Genomic DNA, 15,806 nt, shown 5'->3' on the forward strand with positions numbered 1-15,806 from the left:
TGCCCTGCCTGTCAGCGGCCTGCTGCCGCCGTGGCCAGCGCTGCCAAGGTCTCGTCGAGCCGGGGCAGTTCGCTGGTCTTGACCTGGGCCTGCACCTGCGCCAGCAGCTGCTGCGCCGACTGTGTCTTGCGCGAGGTCTGATCGAAATACTTGCCCATCCACGCACTGGCGCTGGCCAGGTCCGACCGGACGGCGTCGGTCTGGCGAGACAGCAGGCCAATGCGTGCATTGAGCAGGCGCAGCTTGAGGTTTTCACGCAGGAAGAAAGACTGCTCGGGCGAGATCAGCGCCGCTTCGGGTTGCTCAATGCGGCTCACGCGCAGCAGCTTGCGGGCTTCCTCTCGCAGGCTGGCCAGCACGTTGGCGAACCACGCGTTGAAAGCCTGCCTGTCCGAACCCAGCCATGCTGGCCAGGCCGTCTTGCCGGACTCACCTCCCGCAGCAGGTGCTGCAGGCACCGACCGCGGCGTGGTGGTATGCGAGACCATGGCATTGGCCACCGGTAATTCATCGGCCAGGCGCACCAGTTCATCAATGCGCAGTGTCAGCACCGGCACATCGGTGAGCACTGCCGCCCGGATGCGGGCCGCATCGCGGGCCACCGCCCGCTGCACCGGATTCAGGCGGGGCTGCGCCGCACGGGCCAGGCGCAGGTCGGCCGACCGTAGGGCTGCGAGCAAGGGTTCGGCACTGCCAGTGAGCTGTGCCTGTTGCTGTGCGAGTCGCAGGGCCGACTCCACATCCACCACCAGGTTCTCGTCACGGGAGCGCGACAGGCTCTGCATCAGCTCTTCCAGCTGCGTGCGCTGAAGGCTCACTTCACTGATGCGGGTTTCCAGCAGTGCCAGACGGGCGGTGAGTTCGGTCGTGCCCTCCTGGGCCTGACGCGCCAGAGCGCGGGCCTCGATGGCCTGTGCGCCAGAGTCTGTGCTGCGGCGCGCCAGTTCCTCCTGGATGTTGCCGAGTTTTTGCCACAGCAGGACGCTGACCAGCAAACCGCCGGCCGCCAGCGCGGCGAACAGCAGGCCCCATCTACGCGGCACCATCCAGACATTGGCGTCGTGCGGGCCAGCCGCAACCGCCGGCACCAGCCCGCGCTCCCGCACGGAAGGTGAATCCGTCGGTGCTGAAGAAGGCTGATCGGGTGGGCTGTCGCTCATGGCTAAAGGGATTCTATCGAGCGCAATGCCTGCCCGATGTCCCTCAGCGAGGGCCGTGACTCCACAACAACACCCCATCCAGCCGCACGTGCGGTCTCGGCGATGCGGGGGTGCGTGGCCACCGCGCGCGCCTGGCGCCAGCCGATGCCTTCAATGTCTGCTTGGGCTGCCAAGTGAGCCACGGCCTCCGAGCTGCTGAACAGCCATACCGAGCCATCCACGCTGGCACGCCGTGCGCGTTCCATCTGGGCTGCGTTCAGCTGTGGCGCGCGACGCTGGTACACGCTCAAAAAATCCACCTGCGCGCCAGCAACCTGCCACTGGTTTGAAATCCAGTCGCGCCCGGGTTTGGCCGTGCCGGTGCCGGCACCGTCGCTGTCCCCGCGAACCACCAGCACGCGTTGGCCCTGCCAGTCACGCAAGCCGATCACGCGCCACAAGGCCTCGGAATCAAATTGCGACGCATCGGCCGCTGGCATATCGATCTGCGACGGCGCCACGCCCAGCGCCACGAGCGCAGCCGCCGTGCCGGGGCCAGGCGCGAGAAAGCGGGTCTGGGGCGGCAAGGGCATCGCGGGCTTGCTCCGGAAGAAAAACTCCACCGCGTTGCCGCTCACAAAAAGGCATGCGGAAAATGCGTGCAAGCCCCGCCACGCCTCGGCCACGGCGGCCGGGTTGTCTGCGGCGACGATGCCCATCAGGGGCAAGGCTTCTGCGGCAAAGCCAGCCTGCTGCAACTGCGTGACCCACGCTTCGGCCTCACGGGCGGGCCGGGTGACGATGACTGCCGGCGCGCTGCGGCCCGGGGACGCCAACCCGGCAGACATCAGTGGTCTGCGGCTTTTCCAGCCCAGACGGCGCCGCGCGCCTGAAGCTCGGTGGCCACAGCCTGCCCCAGTGCCTCGGCTTCAGCGAAGCTGCGCACAGCGGCGGACTGGCGCACGCGCACCAGCGGTGGTAACGGGCCCGCCACCGCTGCAGCGCCATCAGCAGCGCCGTCCACAGCGACCGGATCGCCCCAGGCGGCGTCGAGTTGCATCAGGGCATCGCCCACAGTGCCTTGCGGCCTGCAGGTGAAAGCGGCCAGCGGCATGGAACAACTGCCGCCCATGGCGCGCGACACCGTGCGCTCGGCGGTCACGGCAAACCAGGTGGGCTGGTGTGCCAGTGTAGCCAACGCCTGCAGCAGATCGGTACGGTCGGCGCAGACCTCGATGCCCAGCGCGCCCTGCCCGGCGGCGGGCAGCATCTGCGCGGGTTCAAAGGTGGTGCGAATGCGTGATTCAAGTCCCAGCCGCTTGAGGCCAGCCGCTGCCAGCACGATCGCCTGGTACTGGCCTTCATCGAGCTTGCGCAGGCGGGTGTCGAGGTTGCCGCGCAGGGGATGAATGTTCAGGTCAGGCCGCAAGGCCTTGAGCAGCACCAGCCGGCGCAGGCTGGAGGTTCCCACCACAGCGCCCTGCGGCAAATCATCCAGCGACGCATACTGGTTGGAGACAAAGGCATCGCGCGGGTCTTCGCGTTCCATCACGCAGGCCAGCGCAAAGCCGTCGGGCAGGTCCATCGGCACATCCTTGAGGGAATGCACAGCGATGTCTGCGCGGCCTTCACTCAACGCAACTTCCAGCTCCTTGACGAACAGGCCCTTGCCGCCGACCTTGCTGAGCGAGCGGTCCAGAATCTGGTCGCCTTGGGTGGTCATGCCCAGCAATTCCACCTCCCAGCCGAAGTGCGATTCCAGCAGGGCCTTGACATGCTCGGCTTGCCAGAGCGCCAGGCGGCTTTCACGCGTGGCAATCACCACCTTGTTGTTGCGGACGGGATGGGTTGGGGATGCAGCGGCCACTCGTAACCTGTTTGTAATCTTTGGGGGTGAGTGAATGCTAGCATGCAAAATTACGCGGGAAATCAGGTAGTTTCCTGCGTTCACGGGCATGGTCAAGGGCACGCGAAAGCGCACAACAAGGGCGGAGATGGTCACCTCAACACAGAAGAAAAAAGGCAGCAGCGGAGCGGGCGCGAGCACCTCAGCCCGCGCACGCGACAACGAACGGCCGCTGGTGGAAGACATCCGCCTGCTGGGCCGCATCCTCGGTGACGTGATCCGCGAACAGGAAGGCGTGGCGGCGTATGAGCTGATCGAGCAGGTGCGCAAGCTGTCAGTGGCATTTCGCCGCGACGCCGACCAGGAGGCCGACAAAGCGCTGAAAAAACTGCTCAAGGGCCTCTCAGGCGACCAGACAGTCAGCGTGATCCGCGCCTTCACCTACTTCAGCCACCTGGCCAATCTGGCCGAAGACCGCCACCATATCCGCCGCCGCGCGGTGCACGAGCGTGCCGGCGACACGCAGGAAGGCAGCATTGAAGTCGCGCTGGCACGCCTGCGATGGGCTGGTATTTCGGCCAAGGCCATCTCCAACACCCTGGCCCACAGCTTTGTATCGCCGGTGTTGACCGCACACCCCACCGAGGTGCAGCGCAAGAGCATTCTGGATGCCGAGCGCGACATCGCCCAGCTGCTCACCGCACGCGACGACATCAAGGCGCTGGCGCAGGCCATCAATGCCAGCAAAGATGCCCTCACACCACGCGAGCTGGCCGCCAACGAGGCCCAGCTGCGTGCCCGCGTGATGCAGCTCTGGCAAACGCGGCTGCTGCGCTTTTCCAAGCTCACGGTGGCCGATGAAATCGAGAACGCGCTGAGTTACTACGAAGCGACTTTCCTGCGCGAGATTCCCAAGCTGTATGCGAATCTTGAACGCGAACTGGGCAACCAGCCGGTGCACAGCTTTCTGCGGATGGGCCAGTGGATTGGCGGCGACCGCGACGGCAATCCGAACGTCAGTGCAGACACGCTGAATTACGCGCTGAGCCGTCAGGCCGAGATGGCCTTGCGCCACCACCTGAAAGAAGTGCACTTTCTGGGCGGCGAGCTCTCCCTGTCGGCCATGCTGGTGGACTGCAGCGCCGAGATGCAGGCGCTGGCCGAGCGCTCACCCGACACCAGCGAGCACCGCCGCGACGAACCCTATCGCCGCGCCCTCACCGGCATTTACGCGCGGCTGGCCGCTACGCTGAAGGCGCTGACCGGCGGCGATGCGGCGCGCCACGCGGTGGCACCGCAAAACCCTTACCTGCGGTCGGAAGAGTTCCTGGCAGATCTGCGCACCATTGAGGCCTCCCTGCGCAGCCACCACGGCGAGGCGCTGATCGCCCAGCGCCTGCACCCGTTGATCCGCGCGGTGGAGGTGTTCGGCTTTCATCTGGCCACCGTGGATTTGCGCCAGAGCTCGGACAAGCACGAGGAAGTGGTCGCCGAACTGCTGGCTACCGCGCGCATCGAGGCGCGCTACGCCCAGCTGGACGAAGCCGCCAAGCGTACGCTGCTGATGCACCTGCTCAGCGATGCCCGGCCGCTGCGCGTGGTTGGCGCCGGCTACTCCGCCCACACCCAGGGGGAACTCGCCATCTTCGAGGCGGCACGCGTCGCGCGCGAGCGTTTTGGCAAGGAGGCCATTCGCCACTACATCATCAGCCACACCGAAACCGTCAGCGATCTGCTGGAGGTCCTGTTGCTGCAGAAAGAGGTCGGCCTGATGCAAGGGACGGTAGACCAGCAGGCCCGGCACGACCTGATCGTGGTGCCGCTGTTTGAAACCATTGAAGACCTCCGCAATGCCGCGCCCATCATGCGCGAGTTCTACGCCCTGCCCGGTATCGCGGCGCAGGTGCAGCGCAGTGGTGCCGAGCAGGACATCATGCTGGGCTACTCCGACAGCAACAAGGACGGCGGCATTTTCACCAGCAACTGGGAGCTGTACCGCGCCGAGATTGCGCTGGTGGAGCTGTTCGACCAGCTGGCCAACTCGCACAACATTCAGCTGCGCATGTTCCACGGCCGCGGCGGCACGGTGGGCCGCGGCGGCGGACCAAGCTACCAGGCCATTCTGGCGCAGCCCCCGGGCACTGTGCGCGGGCAGATTCGTCTGACCGAGCAGGGCGAGGTGATTGGCTCCAAATACGCCAACCCGGAGATCGGCCGACGCAATCTCGAAACCCTTGTGGCTGCCACGCTGGAAGCCACGCTGCTGCAGCCCACCAAGTCGGCGACACCGGCCTTTCTGCAGACGGCGGCCAGTCTGTCAGCAGCCAGCATGGCGGCCTACCGCGCGCTGGTGTACGAGACACCCGGCTTCACCGACTACTTTTTCGGCGCTACGCCCATCCGCGAGATCGCCGAGCTCAACATCGGTTCGCGCCCGGCGTCGCGCAAACCCTCACAGAAGATCGAAGACCTGCGCGCCATTCCCTGGGGCTTCAGCTGGGGCCAGTGCCGTCTCACGCTGCCTGGCTGGTTTGGCTTCGGCTCGGCCATTGAGCAGTTCCTGCGGCAAGGCGGGACGCCAGCGAGCCGCAAGGAAGCGCTGGCGCTTTTGCAGAAGATGTACAAGCAGTGGCCCTTTTTCAGAACACTGCTCAGCAACATGGACATGGTGCTCGCCAAGAGCGACCTGGCACTGGCCTCGCGCTACTCGGAACTGGTGGGCGATGCGCGCCTGCGCAAGCGCATCTTCTCGGCCATTGAGGCAGAGTGGCACCGCACGGCCGAGGCGCTGACGCTGATCACTGGCGAGAAACAGCGCCTGGCTGGCAACGCAGCACTGCAGCGCTCCATCCGGCACCGTTTTCCTTACATCGACCCCCTGCATCACCTGCAGGTGGAGCTGGTGCGGCGCTACCGCGAGGGTCAGGCCGATGAGCGGGTGCAGCGGGGTATCCACATCTCCATCAACGGGATTGCTGCGGGGCTGCGAAACACCGGTTGATCGCGTTGCGGTCAATTGGCAGCCAATGGCTCCCAAGACCGACGGACGCCTAGGAGCCCAGAAACTCGCCAATCGGTTTGAGGTCATCGACACGGTCGCAAACCGACTTGACGATCATCAGAATGGGGATGCCGAGCAGCAGGCCCCACACGCCCCACAGCCAGCCCCAGGCCAGCAGGCCCACAAACACCGCGACCGGGCTCATGCGGCTGGTGCGACTGGTCAGCCACGGTGTCAGCAGGTTGCCCACCACGGTGTGGATCGCCAGCGAGGCGCCGCCCACAAGCAGCGCCATGTTGAGGTTGCCAAACTGCAGGAAGGCCACGAGGGCCGAAGCGCCGGCGGTAATCAGCGCACCCACATAAGGAATCAGGTTAAGCACGCCCGCCACCACACCCCAGACCGCTGCGTTCTCCAGCCCGATCGCCAGCAGCGCGGCCCAGGTCAACACGCCCACCAGCGCGCTGGTGAACAGCTGCATCTGCAGGTAACGCTGGATCTGGCCGGTGATTTCGTTGAGCGCCTGCAGGGTTATCTTCTTGCGGCTCAAGGTGGTGCCTGCGACGCGAACCAGCTTGCGCCGAAAGGCATCGCCGGAGACCATGAGGAAGTAGGTGAGGAACAGCACCGCGGTCATTTGTCCGACCAAAGTCATCAGGCCTTTGGTGCCAGACCACAGATAGTCACGCACATTGAAGCGGGGCGATTCCACCACCACTCGCATGGCCCCGCGGTTACCAGGTACAGCGGCGCTTTCCTGTGCCGCCTGCTCCAGCTGCGAGGCGGCTTTCTGCACCGCTTCGAGCGTGCTGTCCTGCTTGCCGCTGCGGGCCTTGATGGCCTTGCTGAACTTCTGGGCGGCGGCTGGCAAGGCATCAACCAACTGGGAGGCTTCGTTGCGCAGCAGGTAGGCCGAGCCGCTCACCACACCAACGATGGTCAGCATCAGGATGGCCGACCCCAGCCAGCGCGGCACGCGCCGGGCCTGCAGCCAGTTGACCACCGGCGACAGCGCATAACTGAAGATCACGCTGAGCATCACCGGAATGAAGACCGCCTGCGCCCAGTGCAGCACGAACAGCGCCGCCAGTGCGGCCAGCAGGGCCAGCGACACACTGCGAATGTCCACTGGCATGTGGAGCATCAGGCGTGCGGGTTCCGACACAAGTTCAGGCGCAGGCGCAACCTCGCCAGGCGGCGCCAGGGGGGCGTCCGCAGCAGATTCTTCCGTCATAGGTCTCCTCAGGTGCTCGCGGGTGTGCGCGAATAGCGCAGCTTGCGCAGCGGCAACCCTAAATAGTATTTACGGATGTATTCAAACCTGGAAGCCAAGGTAAAGCTGTAGGACAGCTGCGCGGGAACGTACCAGCTGTTCAACCCGGTTCGCAAAATGAGTTGATAACCACGGGCTGTCATCCACTGGTGCTTTTGCAAATGGGTGACGTGGTCTTCCATCAGCACCAGGCGCGGCTTCCAGTGGCCGATGTCAAAACCCGAAAGGGCGACCAGCTCATGGCCTTCAATGTCAATGGACAGCAGATCAAAGCCAACCGGCGCCGCGTGGGTCTGAAGAATGCTGTCCAGCGTCGCACACGCCACCGAAACCGTCGAGCGCACCACAGCACCCAGTGCGATCGGACGGTCTTCGAGTGTTGAATGAGGGCCAGCGCGATTGAGCTGCAGGAGCTTGCCGGCGTTGGCTGGGCTGGAGCATGCCATCTCGACCACCACACCCTTGCGACTGCGACGCAGCAGCTCGCAGCAGTCAGGGTCTGGCTCGACCAGCAGGCCCGTCCAGCCGATGCCTTCCAGGTGGTGGGACTGGGAATCCAGCGTCGGATCGTTGGCACCTACATCGACATAAAACCCGGGCTGACCCTGAAAAAATTCCTGCACCAGCGCCTGCTCGACGGCCGGCTCATTCTTGAAGGTGTCGATTCGGCGTTGGATGAAATCGGCGCGTGCTTGCATGAATATCTCTGGGGTTGGGAACGGGCGAAGTCGGTTCAGGTGGTGTCAAAGGCCAGCGCGATTATCAATCCGCCGATCAACCTGCGATCAGCCCGTGATCGCCTCACGCACCGCGCTGAGCTGGCGCCGCGACACCGCCAGCAGTTCGTCAAGACCTGCCAGGCGAACTGCCCAGCCCTCTCCTTCTTCCGGGTCAAAATGTTTTTCAAGCGCTCGAACCGCCCGACGGGCAATCAGTGCATTGCGGTGGATGCGCATGAATCGGCTGGCATGGCGCTCTTCCAATTCGCTCAGCGAGCCGTCGAGGATGTAGCTGCGTTGTGCGGTACGCACCGTGATGTACTTGAGCTCGGCCTTGAAATACAGCACCTCGGAAATCGGCACCCGTTCGGTACGGCCGCGGTCCTGGATCACCAGCATCTCTGCGGCGGCCTCCTCGGGCTTCTGCGCCGCCTGCTTCAAACGCTCCACCTTGTGCAGGGCCTGCTGCAAGCGCTCCAGGCGTACCGGCTTGGTCAGGTAATCCACCGCCTCCAGCTCGAAAGCCTGCACGGCGTGCTCGGCATGTGCAGTGACGAACACCACAGCAGGCGCTTGCGGCAAGGCCTGAATGGCACGCGCCAGCTGCATGCCATCCACACCAGGCATGCGGATGTCCAGCAGCACCGCATCGAACACGCCGCGCCGCAGGGCGTTCATGGTCTGCACCGCATCGGCGGCCTCTGCCAGCACCTCGGCGCGCGGCGCCGTGCAATCACCGACCAGCGTGCGCAGGCGGGAGCGCGCCAGCGCCTCGTCATCCACCACCAGCAGTGTCAGTGGCGAGGTGAGTGGCGATGTCAGGGCCGGGCTCGTCATGCCGGAATCTCCAGCCGCACCTGGAACACGCCGTCCTTCAGTGCGGTCTTGAACTGGGCCTGCACATCGTGCAGCAGCATCAGGCGCTCGCGCACGTTGGCGAGAGCCAGGCCGTGGCCGCGCTCGCCAGCACCTCCAGGCGTGGAATTGGTCACCTTGACGACCACAGTGGCACCGCGCCGCAGCGTGGTGATGGTCAACTGCGCGCCGCTGGCGCTGGGCTCCACGCCGTGCCGGACGGCGTTCTCCACCAGCGGCTGCAGCAGCAAGGGCGGCAGTCGGGCCATATCGGCGGTGGGGTCCAGGTTCCAGCTCACGCGCAGGCGCTCGCCGAAGCGGACCTGCTCAATCGCCAGGTAGCGCTGCGCCAGCGCGATTTCCTGCGCCAGCGTCACCGACTCCGCCGGGTCCTCCAGCGCACTGCGGAACAGCTCGCTCAAATCTTCCAGCACACGCTCGGCCTTGACGGGCTCGGCACGCACCAGCGCAATCGCACTGTTGAGGGTGTTGAACAAAAAGTGCGGCCGGATGCGCGACTGCAGCTCATCGAGCCGGGCTGCAGTGGCCGCTGGGGTCAAGGCCTTGGCGCGCCAGAACAGCCCCGCCAGCACGATGGCCGAGAGCAATGCGCCCGCCGCCGCGCTGGCCCACCACGGGGGCGACTTGAGCATGCCGGTAAAAGCCAGCATGGCGCAGCCGTACAGACCGGACAGCGCGCCCAGCAACACACCCGCCACCCATTGCATTGAGGCCCCAAGCGGGTTCAGGTACTTCTTGAGCGAGCAGGCGGCAATCAGCCAAGCCAGCGTGGCCGGCAGCACGCCACCCGTGAGCAGGGAAAAGCGCAGCAGCCAGTCCTGGAAGTTCTCGGACACAAACATCGCTCCAACGCCCACCACAGCCTCGACCAGCAACACGGTGCGCAGCACCACGCCCACATGGCACACATCGAACATGCCGGCACGCGCTGGCGCAGCAGGCGCCGCCTCTTCCCCGGGGATGAAGCTGCCATACAGCGTGGATTCACCGAATCCGGCAGGAGGTTTAGAAGGGGTCATCCGGAAAGCAGGGGCAAAAATGAGTGATGGCAGACGCAAGCAAACACAAGCAGACCGCACAGGCCCCGCTGGCCACAGGCTGCTCGGGACGGCGGATAAAATGACTGCTGCAAGTATTGCACCGCTGCGGGCGTTTGGGGCGTTTTGGGTTGCCATTCCAGACGCTATTTCGGACTCCTGGCAGACAACTCGCCAGCACGCCACGCAACCGGGCCTCACGGCCCCGCAAAACACCCGCCCGACAGAAAGCCCGACGTGAACCAATTCGACAAAAAGTCCCAGGCATGGTCTGCCCTCTTCTCCGAGCCGATGAGCGACCTGGTCAAGCGCTACACGTCCAGTGTTTTCTTTGACAAGCGCCTCTGGCTGGCCGACATCACCGGCTCACTGGCCCATGCCGAAATGCTGGCTGCGCAGGGCATCATTGCCACCGCTGACCATGCCGCCATCGTGCAGGGCATGACGCAGATCCGCAGCGAAATTGAATCTGGCGCCTTCGAATGGAAGCTGGACCTTGAAGACGTGCACCTGAACATCGAGGCACGCCTGACCCAGCTCGTTGGCGACGCCGGCAAGCGCCTGCACACCGGCCGCAGCCGCAACGACCAGGTGGCGACAGACGTGCGCCTATGGTTGCGCGGCGAAATTGACCTGATCGCCGAGTTGCTGGTCGAACTGCAGACCGCGCTGGTCGACATGGCCGAAAAAAACGCCGAAGTGATCCTGCCCGGCTTCACCCACCTGCAGGTAGCCCAGCCGGTGAGCTTCGGCCACCACATGCTGGCCTATGTGGAGATGTTCAGCCGCGATGCCGAGCGCATGCAGGAAGTGCGCCGGCGCGTCAACCGCCTGCCGCTGGGTGCCGCTGCATTGGCTGGCACCAGCTACCCGCTGGATCGCGAGCGCGTGGCCCGCACACTGGGCATGGTTGACGAACACGGCCAGCCCTGCGTCTGCCAGAACAGCCTGGACGCCGTGAGCGACCGCGACTTTGCGATTGAATTTACCGCGGCCGCCTCGCTGGCCATGGTGCACATCAGCCGCATGAGCGAAGAGCTGATTCTGTGGATGAGCCAGAACTTCGGTTTCATCCAGATCGCCGACCGCTTCACCACCGGCTCGTCGATCATGCCGCAGAAGAAGAACCCGGACGTGCCCGAACTCGCGCGCGGCAAGACCGGCCGCGTGGTCGGTCACCTGATGGGCCTGATCACCCTGATGAAAGGCCAGCCACTGGCCTACAACAAGGACAACCAGGAAGACAAGGAGCCGCTGTTCGACACGGTGGACACACTCAAGGACACGCTGCGCATCTTTGCCGAGATGGTGGGCGGCATCACCGTCAAGCCCGAGGCGATGGAGCGCGCTGCCCTCAAGGGTTACGCCACCGCCACCGACCTGGCCGACTATCTGGTGAAGAAAGGCTTGCCCTTCCGCGATGCCCACGAGACCGTGGCCCATGCCGTCAAGGCCGCCACCTCGCACGCGGTGGACCTGTCCGAGCTGCCGCTGGCCGTGCTGCAGGAATTCAACCCGAAGATCGAAAAAGACGTGTACGACGTGCTGAGCCTGCGCGGCTCGCTGAACGCCCGCAACATCCTGGGTGGAACAGCGCCAGCGCAGGTGAAGCTGCAGGCGGCAAAACACCGGCAGCGCCTGGCTCCGAAGGCCTGAATCAGCGGTTGGCAGCGGCGGCCCGCCTCGCCCAGCCCGGCCCGGCCCGGCCCGGCCCGGGCATGCGGTGCATGAGATTATTTTCATCACGCCCAATTTATTTCACACCTGCCCTGCCCAAACTGACTACGATCAGGCGCTCAGGAGACACACTGCATGACCGTCATCACCAATATCGAAGACCTGCGCGTTCTGGCGCAAAAGCGCGTTCCGCGCATGTTCTACGACTACGCCGATTCCGGCTCGTGGACCGAAGGCACCTACCGGGCCAACGAAAGCGATTTCCAGAAGATCAAGCTGCGCCAGCGTGTGGCGGTGAACATGGAAAACCGCAGCACCGCCACCGAGATGATTGGCCAGAAGGTCGCCATGCCGGTGGCGATTGCGCCCACCGGCCTCACCGGCATGCAACACGCCGACGGCGAAATCCTTGGCGCGCGGGCAGCGAAGAAATTCGGCATTCCCTTCACGCTCTCGACCATGAGCATCTGCTCGATTGAGGACGTGTCCAAGGGCACCGACGGTCACCCGTTCTGGTTCCAGCTCTACGTGATGAAGGACCGCGCCTTCATCGAAAGCCTGATCGACCGCGCCAAGGCCGCCAACTGTTCGGCGCTGGTGCTCACGCTGGACCTGCAAATCCTCGGCCAGCGCCACAAGGACCTGAAGAACGGCCTGAGCGCCCCGCCCAAGCTGACGGTGGCCAACATGATCAACCTGATGACCAAGCCGCGCTGGTGCCTGGGCATGCTGGGTACGCCGCGCCGGCAGTTTGGCAACATCGTCGGCCACGTCAAGGGCGTGGAGAACATGGGTTCGCTGTCGGAGTGGACGTCCAAGCAGTTCGACCCGGGCCTGAACTGGGGCGATGTGGAGTGGATCAAGAAACGCTGGGGCGGCAAACTGATCCTCAAGGGCATTCAGGACGTGGAAGACGCGCGGCTGGGTGTCAACTCCGGTGCCGACGCGCTGATTGTTTCCAACCACGGTGGCCGCCAGCTCGACGGCGCGCCCTCGTCGATCTCGGTCCTGCCAGAGATCGTGGCGGCAGTGGGTTCGCAGATTGAAGTGCACATGGACGGCGGCATCCGCTCCGGCCAGGACGTGCTCAAGGCGCGGGCACTCGGCGCCAAGGGCACCTACATTGGCCGCTCATTCCTCTACGGGCTGGGCGCGATGGGCGAGGAAGGCGTGACCAAGGCGCTGCAGATCATCCACCGCGAGCTGGACCTCACCATGGCCTTCTGCGGCCACACCAACATCAACACGGTGGACAAAGGCATCCTGTTGCCAGGCACGTTCTGACGCACTGACCTCGGCAAGCCAGCGCTCAGTGCTGGCCAGCCGCGCGGGCAGGTACCGTCTTCAGGAACACGTACAGAGCCTGCGCGTCCACATCGTTGAGCGCGCGCAGCGACTCAAAAGGCATCACGCTGATGGCCGTGCCGTCGGGTCGCTTGCCGCTGCGCAGCATGGCCACAAACACCGCCGCATCGGGGTAGCGCGCCATCACACTGCCTTCGCCGGGTGTGAGGTTGGAGGCGGCCGCCCAGTCAGGCGGCGCACCGGGAATCTTGCCGCCCGACAAACCCGCGCCATGGCAACCAATGCACATATTGGCCACATAAGCCCCGTGCGCCGGGTTCACGCCTTCAGCCACCGCCTTGGCGGGTGGAAGCTGGTGGTCAATCTTCTGCGCAGCATCGCGGATGGCCCCAAAACCGTAGAGCACCCGAACGGGCAGCGGCAACTCCAGCACGGCAGCCGGGCCGCTCGCGGGCGGCAGGGCTTTCACATGGGCCACCAGCGCCCCCAGATCTTCGTCAGTCAGGCGGTTGTAGTCCTCGCTGGGCATGATGAGCACTGGCCGGCCGTCAGGTTTGACACCATGGCGCAGCGTGCGCACCCAGTCTTCCGGGGTGTAGCGCAGCACCACATTGCCAGCGCCGGGCGAGATATTGGGGCCGGCCACGCGCATGCCCTTGCCGTCGTTGATGAACTCGCGCCCGGCGCCATTGGCACCATGGCAGTCCACGCAGCCGCGGGAGTCGTACAGGTATTTGCCACGCGGCAGCGTGGTGGCGTCGGCCGCAATGGCCACCGGCAGCACGTCGACCTTGACCTGCCGCTGCATCTTGTCGTCTGCCAGCTCCAGCCCCACCACCACCGCACCTGCAGCCAGCAGGATCGCGAGACCCACGCCACCCAAAGACCACTTCACCCAACCCTTCATAGCCCGATCCTGTCCTCGTCTGTCGCCACGCCTGTCGCGTTCATCGCTGTGCTTGTCTGCCCTTTCAAAATTCTAGGTGGCGCCCTGTCGCAGCGACATCCTCAATTTCCCGTAAGGCGCAGCCCTGCCTGGCGTGAATAGTTCCCATGGGCGCCGCTGGTTGGTGCAGGCCCGCGCTATCCTTGAAGAGTGAGCGACTCCCCTTTTGAACCCGTGCCCACCCCGCGCCCGCGCCGCATCGCACACCTCGACATGGACGCTTTCTATGCGTCTGTGGAGCTGCTGCGCTACCCGCAGCTCAAAGGCCTGCCGGTCGTCATCGGTGGCGGCAAGCGGCGGGTGGATGAGGAACTGCTGGCCCGCCAGGGCGAGCGCGAGCTGCGCTTCATTCCGGTGGCCGACTTCCCGCTGCTCAAGGACTACGTGGGCCGCGGCGTGATCACCACCGCCACCTATGCCGCACGGCAGTTTGGCGTGGGCTCGGCCATGGGCATGATGAAAGCGGCCAAGCTCTGCCCGCAGGCCATCGTGCTCCCGGTGGATTTTGAAGAAGTGCGTAGGTTCTCGCGCCTATTCAAGAGCACCATCACCGAAATCGCCCCCGTGATGCAGGACCGCGGCGTGGACGAGGTCTACATCGACTTCACCGATGTGCCCGGCGGCCAGCGCGAAGGCGGGCGCGTGCTGGCGCGGCTGATCCAGAAGGCCATCTTCGACAAGACGGGGCTCACTTGCTCGATTGGCGTGGCACCCAACAAGCTGCTGGCCAAGATGGCCAGCGAGTTCAACAAGCCCAACGGTATTTCCATCGTCCAGCCGGAAGATCTGCAGACCAAAATCTGGCCGCTGGCCTGTCGCAAAATCAATGGCATTGGTCCCAAGGCCGACGAAAAGCTCAAGCGCCTGCATATCCACACCATCGGCGAGCTGGCCGCGCAAGACCCGGGCTGGCTGGTCGACAACTTCGGCCGTGCCACCGGCGCGTGGATGCACGCTGCCGCCTGGGGCCGCGACGACAGCCCGGTGGTGACCGAGAGCGAGCCGGTCAGCATCAGCCGCGAGACCACCTTCGACCGCGATCTGCACGCGGTGCGCGACAAGGCCGCGCTCGGCGCCATCTTCACCGACCTGTGCACGCGCCTGGCCGACGACCTGCAGCGCAAAGGCTATGTGGCCCGCACCATCGGCATCAAGCTGCGCTATGACGACTTCAAGATCGCTACCCGCGACCACACGGCGCCTGACTACACCGCCGACGCACACACCATCCGGCAACTGGCGGGCCAGTGCCTCAAGCGCGTGCCACTGCAGCGCAAGCTGCGCCTGCTGGGGGTGCGCGCAGGGACGCTGGTGCGCGCCGGTGAGCAACCTGCACCAAGTGACAAGGCAGCGCGCGCAATCGCAGAGCCAGCCGAGTCTGCCGGCGATATCACCACCGACCAGCTGTTCTGATCGTTCTGATCGTCTTTAAGGGCGCGCTTCAGCGCAAGGTGGCCAAAAAAGCAATCAGGTCGGCCCGCTGCTGCAGGTCATCGACCTGAAAGCCCATGCGCTGCCCCGGCACCAGATCCTCAGGGTCGGCCAGCCAGACATTCAGCGTCTGCGGCGTCCAGCGCAGCCGCGATGCAGCCAGCTCGTCTGAATACTTGTAGCCCGGCAAGCTGCCGACGCGCCGCCCCATCACGCCGCGGTGGGCGGGGCCGATCTTGTTGCTGTCGACGTTATGGCAAGCCGTGCACTGGGCCTGGTACAGGGCCTGGCCCCGAACCACATCACCCGGCGGCGGGGTGACCCACTGCCGGGCAGCCGGTACAGCTGAGGTGGTCTGGGCAAACGCAGGTGAGGCTCCCGCCAACACCGCCACCATCAAACACACACCGGTATAGCCCAGCAGGCTGAGCGCCCATGAGCAATGAGATGGGCGACCCGCTGCGCCATCTGCTGGCAGGCGGACTAAATGATGAAACAAACGAATCAACAACGGTTTCCCCCCGAAAGGCCAGATCGGCTGCTGGCGTGACAACGT

At 64.9% G+C, this 15,806-nt stretch carries 13 protein-coding genes; 4 read left to right on the forward strand and 9 right to left on the reverse strand.

Annotated features, from left to right (window positions below; all coding sequences use genetic code 11):
* Nucleotides 1-11 precede the first annotated feature (11 nt).
* The 3 genes from AAG793_RS08685 to hemC are packed head-to-tail and all read right to left on the reverse strand — an operon-like array spanning nt 12 to nt 3,006.
* Nucleotides 12-1,160 carry a uroporphyrinogen-III C-methyltransferase gene (locus tag AAG793_RS08685; RefSeq protein ID WP_341906770.1) on the reverse strand — a complete coding sequence of 383 codons (1,149 nt, stop codon included), beginning with the start codon at nt 1,158-1,160 and terminating at the stop codon, nt 12-14.
* A 2-nt stretch (nt 1,161-1,162) separates the two neighbouring features.
* Nucleotides 1,163-1,987, reverse strand: coding sequence for a uroporphyrinogen-III synthase (locus AAG793_RS08690; RefSeq protein WP_341906773.1), 825 nt, complete (start codon nt 1,985-1,987; stop codon nt 1,163-1,165).
* Nucleotides 1,987-3,006 carry a hydroxymethylbilane synthase gene (gene hemC / locus AAG793_RS08695; protein WP_341906776.1) on the reverse strand — a complete coding sequence of 340 codons (1,020 nt, stop codon included), beginning with the start codon at nt 3,004-3,006 and terminating at the stop codon, nt 1,987-1,989. Before hemC ends, AAG793_RS08690 begins: the two co-directional genes overlap by 1 nt.
* 127 nt (nt 3,007-3,133) lie before the next feature.
* Between hemC and ppc the strand changes: the two genes are divergently transcribed.
* Complete coding sequence (gene ppc, locus AAG793_RS08700) at nt 3,134-5,986, forward strand: phosphoenolpyruvate carboxylase (RefSeq protein ID WP_341906779.1); 2,853 nt, start codon at nt 3,134-3,136, stop codon at nt 5,984-5,986.
* A gap of 49 nt (nt 5,987-6,035) precedes the next feature.
* Here the strand turns inward: ppc and AAG793_RS08705 are convergent, their stop codons facing one another.
* From AAG793_RS08705 to AAG793_RS08720, 4 genes are all read right to left on the reverse strand, one after another.
* The gene (locus tag AAG793_RS08705; RefSeq protein WP_341906781.1) at nt 6,036-7,220 is read right to left on the reverse strand and encodes an AI-2E family transporter; all 1,185 of its coding nucleotides are present in this window, start codon (nt 7,218-7,220) and stop codon (nt 6,036-6,038) included.
* An 8-nt stretch (nt 7,221-7,228) separates the two neighbouring features.
* Entirely contained in the window at nt 7,229-7,957 is a 729-nt protein-coding gene (locus AAG793_RS08710) for an FkbM family methyltransferase (RefSeq protein ID WP_341906784.1), read from the reverse strand.
* 87 nt (nt 7,958-8,044) lie between these two features.
* The gene (locus tag AAG793_RS08715) at nt 8,045-8,815 is read right to left on the reverse strand and encodes a LytTR family DNA-binding domain-containing protein (protein WP_341906787.1); all 771 of its coding nucleotides are present in this window, start codon (nt 8,813-8,815) and stop codon (nt 8,045-8,047) included.
* Nucleotides 8,812-9,873, reverse strand: a complete 1,062-nt coding sequence (locus AAG793_RS08720) for a histidine kinase (RefSeq protein ID WP_341906792.1) — start codon at nt 9,871-9,873, stop codon at nt 8,812-8,814. The genes AAG793_RS08715 and AAG793_RS08720 overlap by 4 nt, the downstream gene beginning before the upstream one ends.
* Nucleotides 9,874-10,128: 255 nt before the next feature.
* Here AAG793_RS08720 and argH point away from each other — a divergent pair, with 255 nt between their 5' ends.
* Nucleotides 10,129-11,547, forward strand: a complete 1,419-nt coding sequence (gene argH / locus AAG793_RS08725; RefSeq protein WP_341906794.1) for an argininosuccinate lyase — start codon at nt 10,129-10,131, stop codon at nt 11,545-11,547.
* Nucleotides 11,548-11,703: 156 nt separating this feature from the next.
* Nucleotides 11,704-12,852, forward strand: a complete 1,149-nt coding sequence (locus AAG793_RS08730) for an alpha-hydroxy acid oxidase (protein WP_341906797.1) — start codon at nt 11,704-11,706, stop codon at nt 12,850-12,852.
* A gap of 25 nt (nt 12,853-12,877) precedes the next feature.
* Here AAG793_RS08730 and AAG793_RS08735 read toward each other — a convergent pair whose 3' ends face one another.
* Complete coding sequence (locus AAG793_RS08735) at nt 12,878-13,780, reverse strand: cytochrome c (protein ID WP_341906800.1); 903 nt, start codon at nt 13,778-13,780, stop codon at nt 12,878-12,880.
* 252 nt (nt 13,781-14,032) lie between these two features.
* Here AAG793_RS08735 and AAG793_RS08740 point away from each other — a divergent pair, with 252 nt between their 5' ends.
* Entirely contained in the window at nt 14,033-15,232 is a 1,200-nt protein-coding gene (locus AAG793_RS08740; RefSeq protein WP_341907680.1) for a DNA polymerase IV, read from the forward strand.
* Between the two features lie 28 nt (nt 15,233-15,260).
* Here the strand turns inward: AAG793_RS08740 and AAG793_RS08745 are convergent, their stop codons facing one another.
* Nucleotides 15,261-15,749: a c-type cytochrome gene (locus AAG793_RS08745; protein ID WP_341906803.1), complete on the reverse strand. Its 489-nt coding sequence runs from the start codon at nt 15,747-15,749 to the stop codon at nt 15,261-15,263.
* Nucleotides 15,750-15,806: the final 57 nt, after the last annotated feature.

This window comes from Polaromonas sp. YR568 (assembly GCF_943372955.1).
Taxonomy (GTDB): domain Bacteria; phylum Pseudomonadota; class Gammaproteobacteria; order Burkholderiales; family Burkholderiaceae_C; genus Polaromonas.

Excerpts from the sequence above, each read along its gene's own strand:
- AAG793_RS08685 (WP_341906770.1), bottom strand. The coding sequence starts at position 1,160 with ATGAGCGACAGCCCACCCGATCAGCCTTCTTCAGCACCGACGGATTCA.
- AAG793_RS08740 (WP_341907680.1), top strand. The coding sequence starts at position 14,033 with ATGGACGCTTTCTATGCGTCTGTGGAGCTGCTGCGCTACCCGCAGCTC.
- AAG793_RS08710 (WP_341906784.1), bottom strand. The coding sequence starts at position 7,957 with ATGCAAGCACGCGCCGATTTCATCCAACGCCGAATCGACACCTTCAAG.
- AAG793_RS08705 (WP_341906781.1), bottom strand. The coding sequence starts at position 7,220 with ATGACGGAAGAATCTGCTGCGGACGCCCCCCTGGCGCCGCCTGGCGAG.
- AAG793_RS08715 (WP_341906787.1), bottom strand. The coding sequence starts at position 8,815 with ATGACGAGCCCGGCCCTGACATCGCCACTCACCTCGCCACTGACACTG.
- AAG793_RS08735 (WP_341906800.1), bottom strand. The coding sequence starts at position 13,780 with ATGAAGGGTTGGGTGAAGTGGTCTTTGGGTGGCGTGGGTCTCGCGATC.
- AAG793_RS08690 (WP_341906773.1), bottom strand. The coding sequence starts at position 1,987 with ATGTCTGCCGGGTTGGCGTCCCCGGGCCGCAGCGCGCCGGCAGTCATC.
- AAG793_RS08720 (WP_341906792.1), bottom strand. The coding sequence starts at position 9,873 with ATGACCCCTTCTAAACCTCCTGCCGGATTCGGTGAATCCACGCTGTAT.
- AAG793_RS08730 (WP_341906797.1), top strand. The coding sequence starts at position 11,704 with ATGACCGTCATCACCAATATCGAAGACCTGCGCGTTCTGGCGCAAAAG.
- ppc (WP_341906779.1), top strand. The coding sequence starts at position 3,134 with ATGGTCACCTCAACACAGAAGAAAAAAGGCAGCAGCGGAGCGGGCGCG.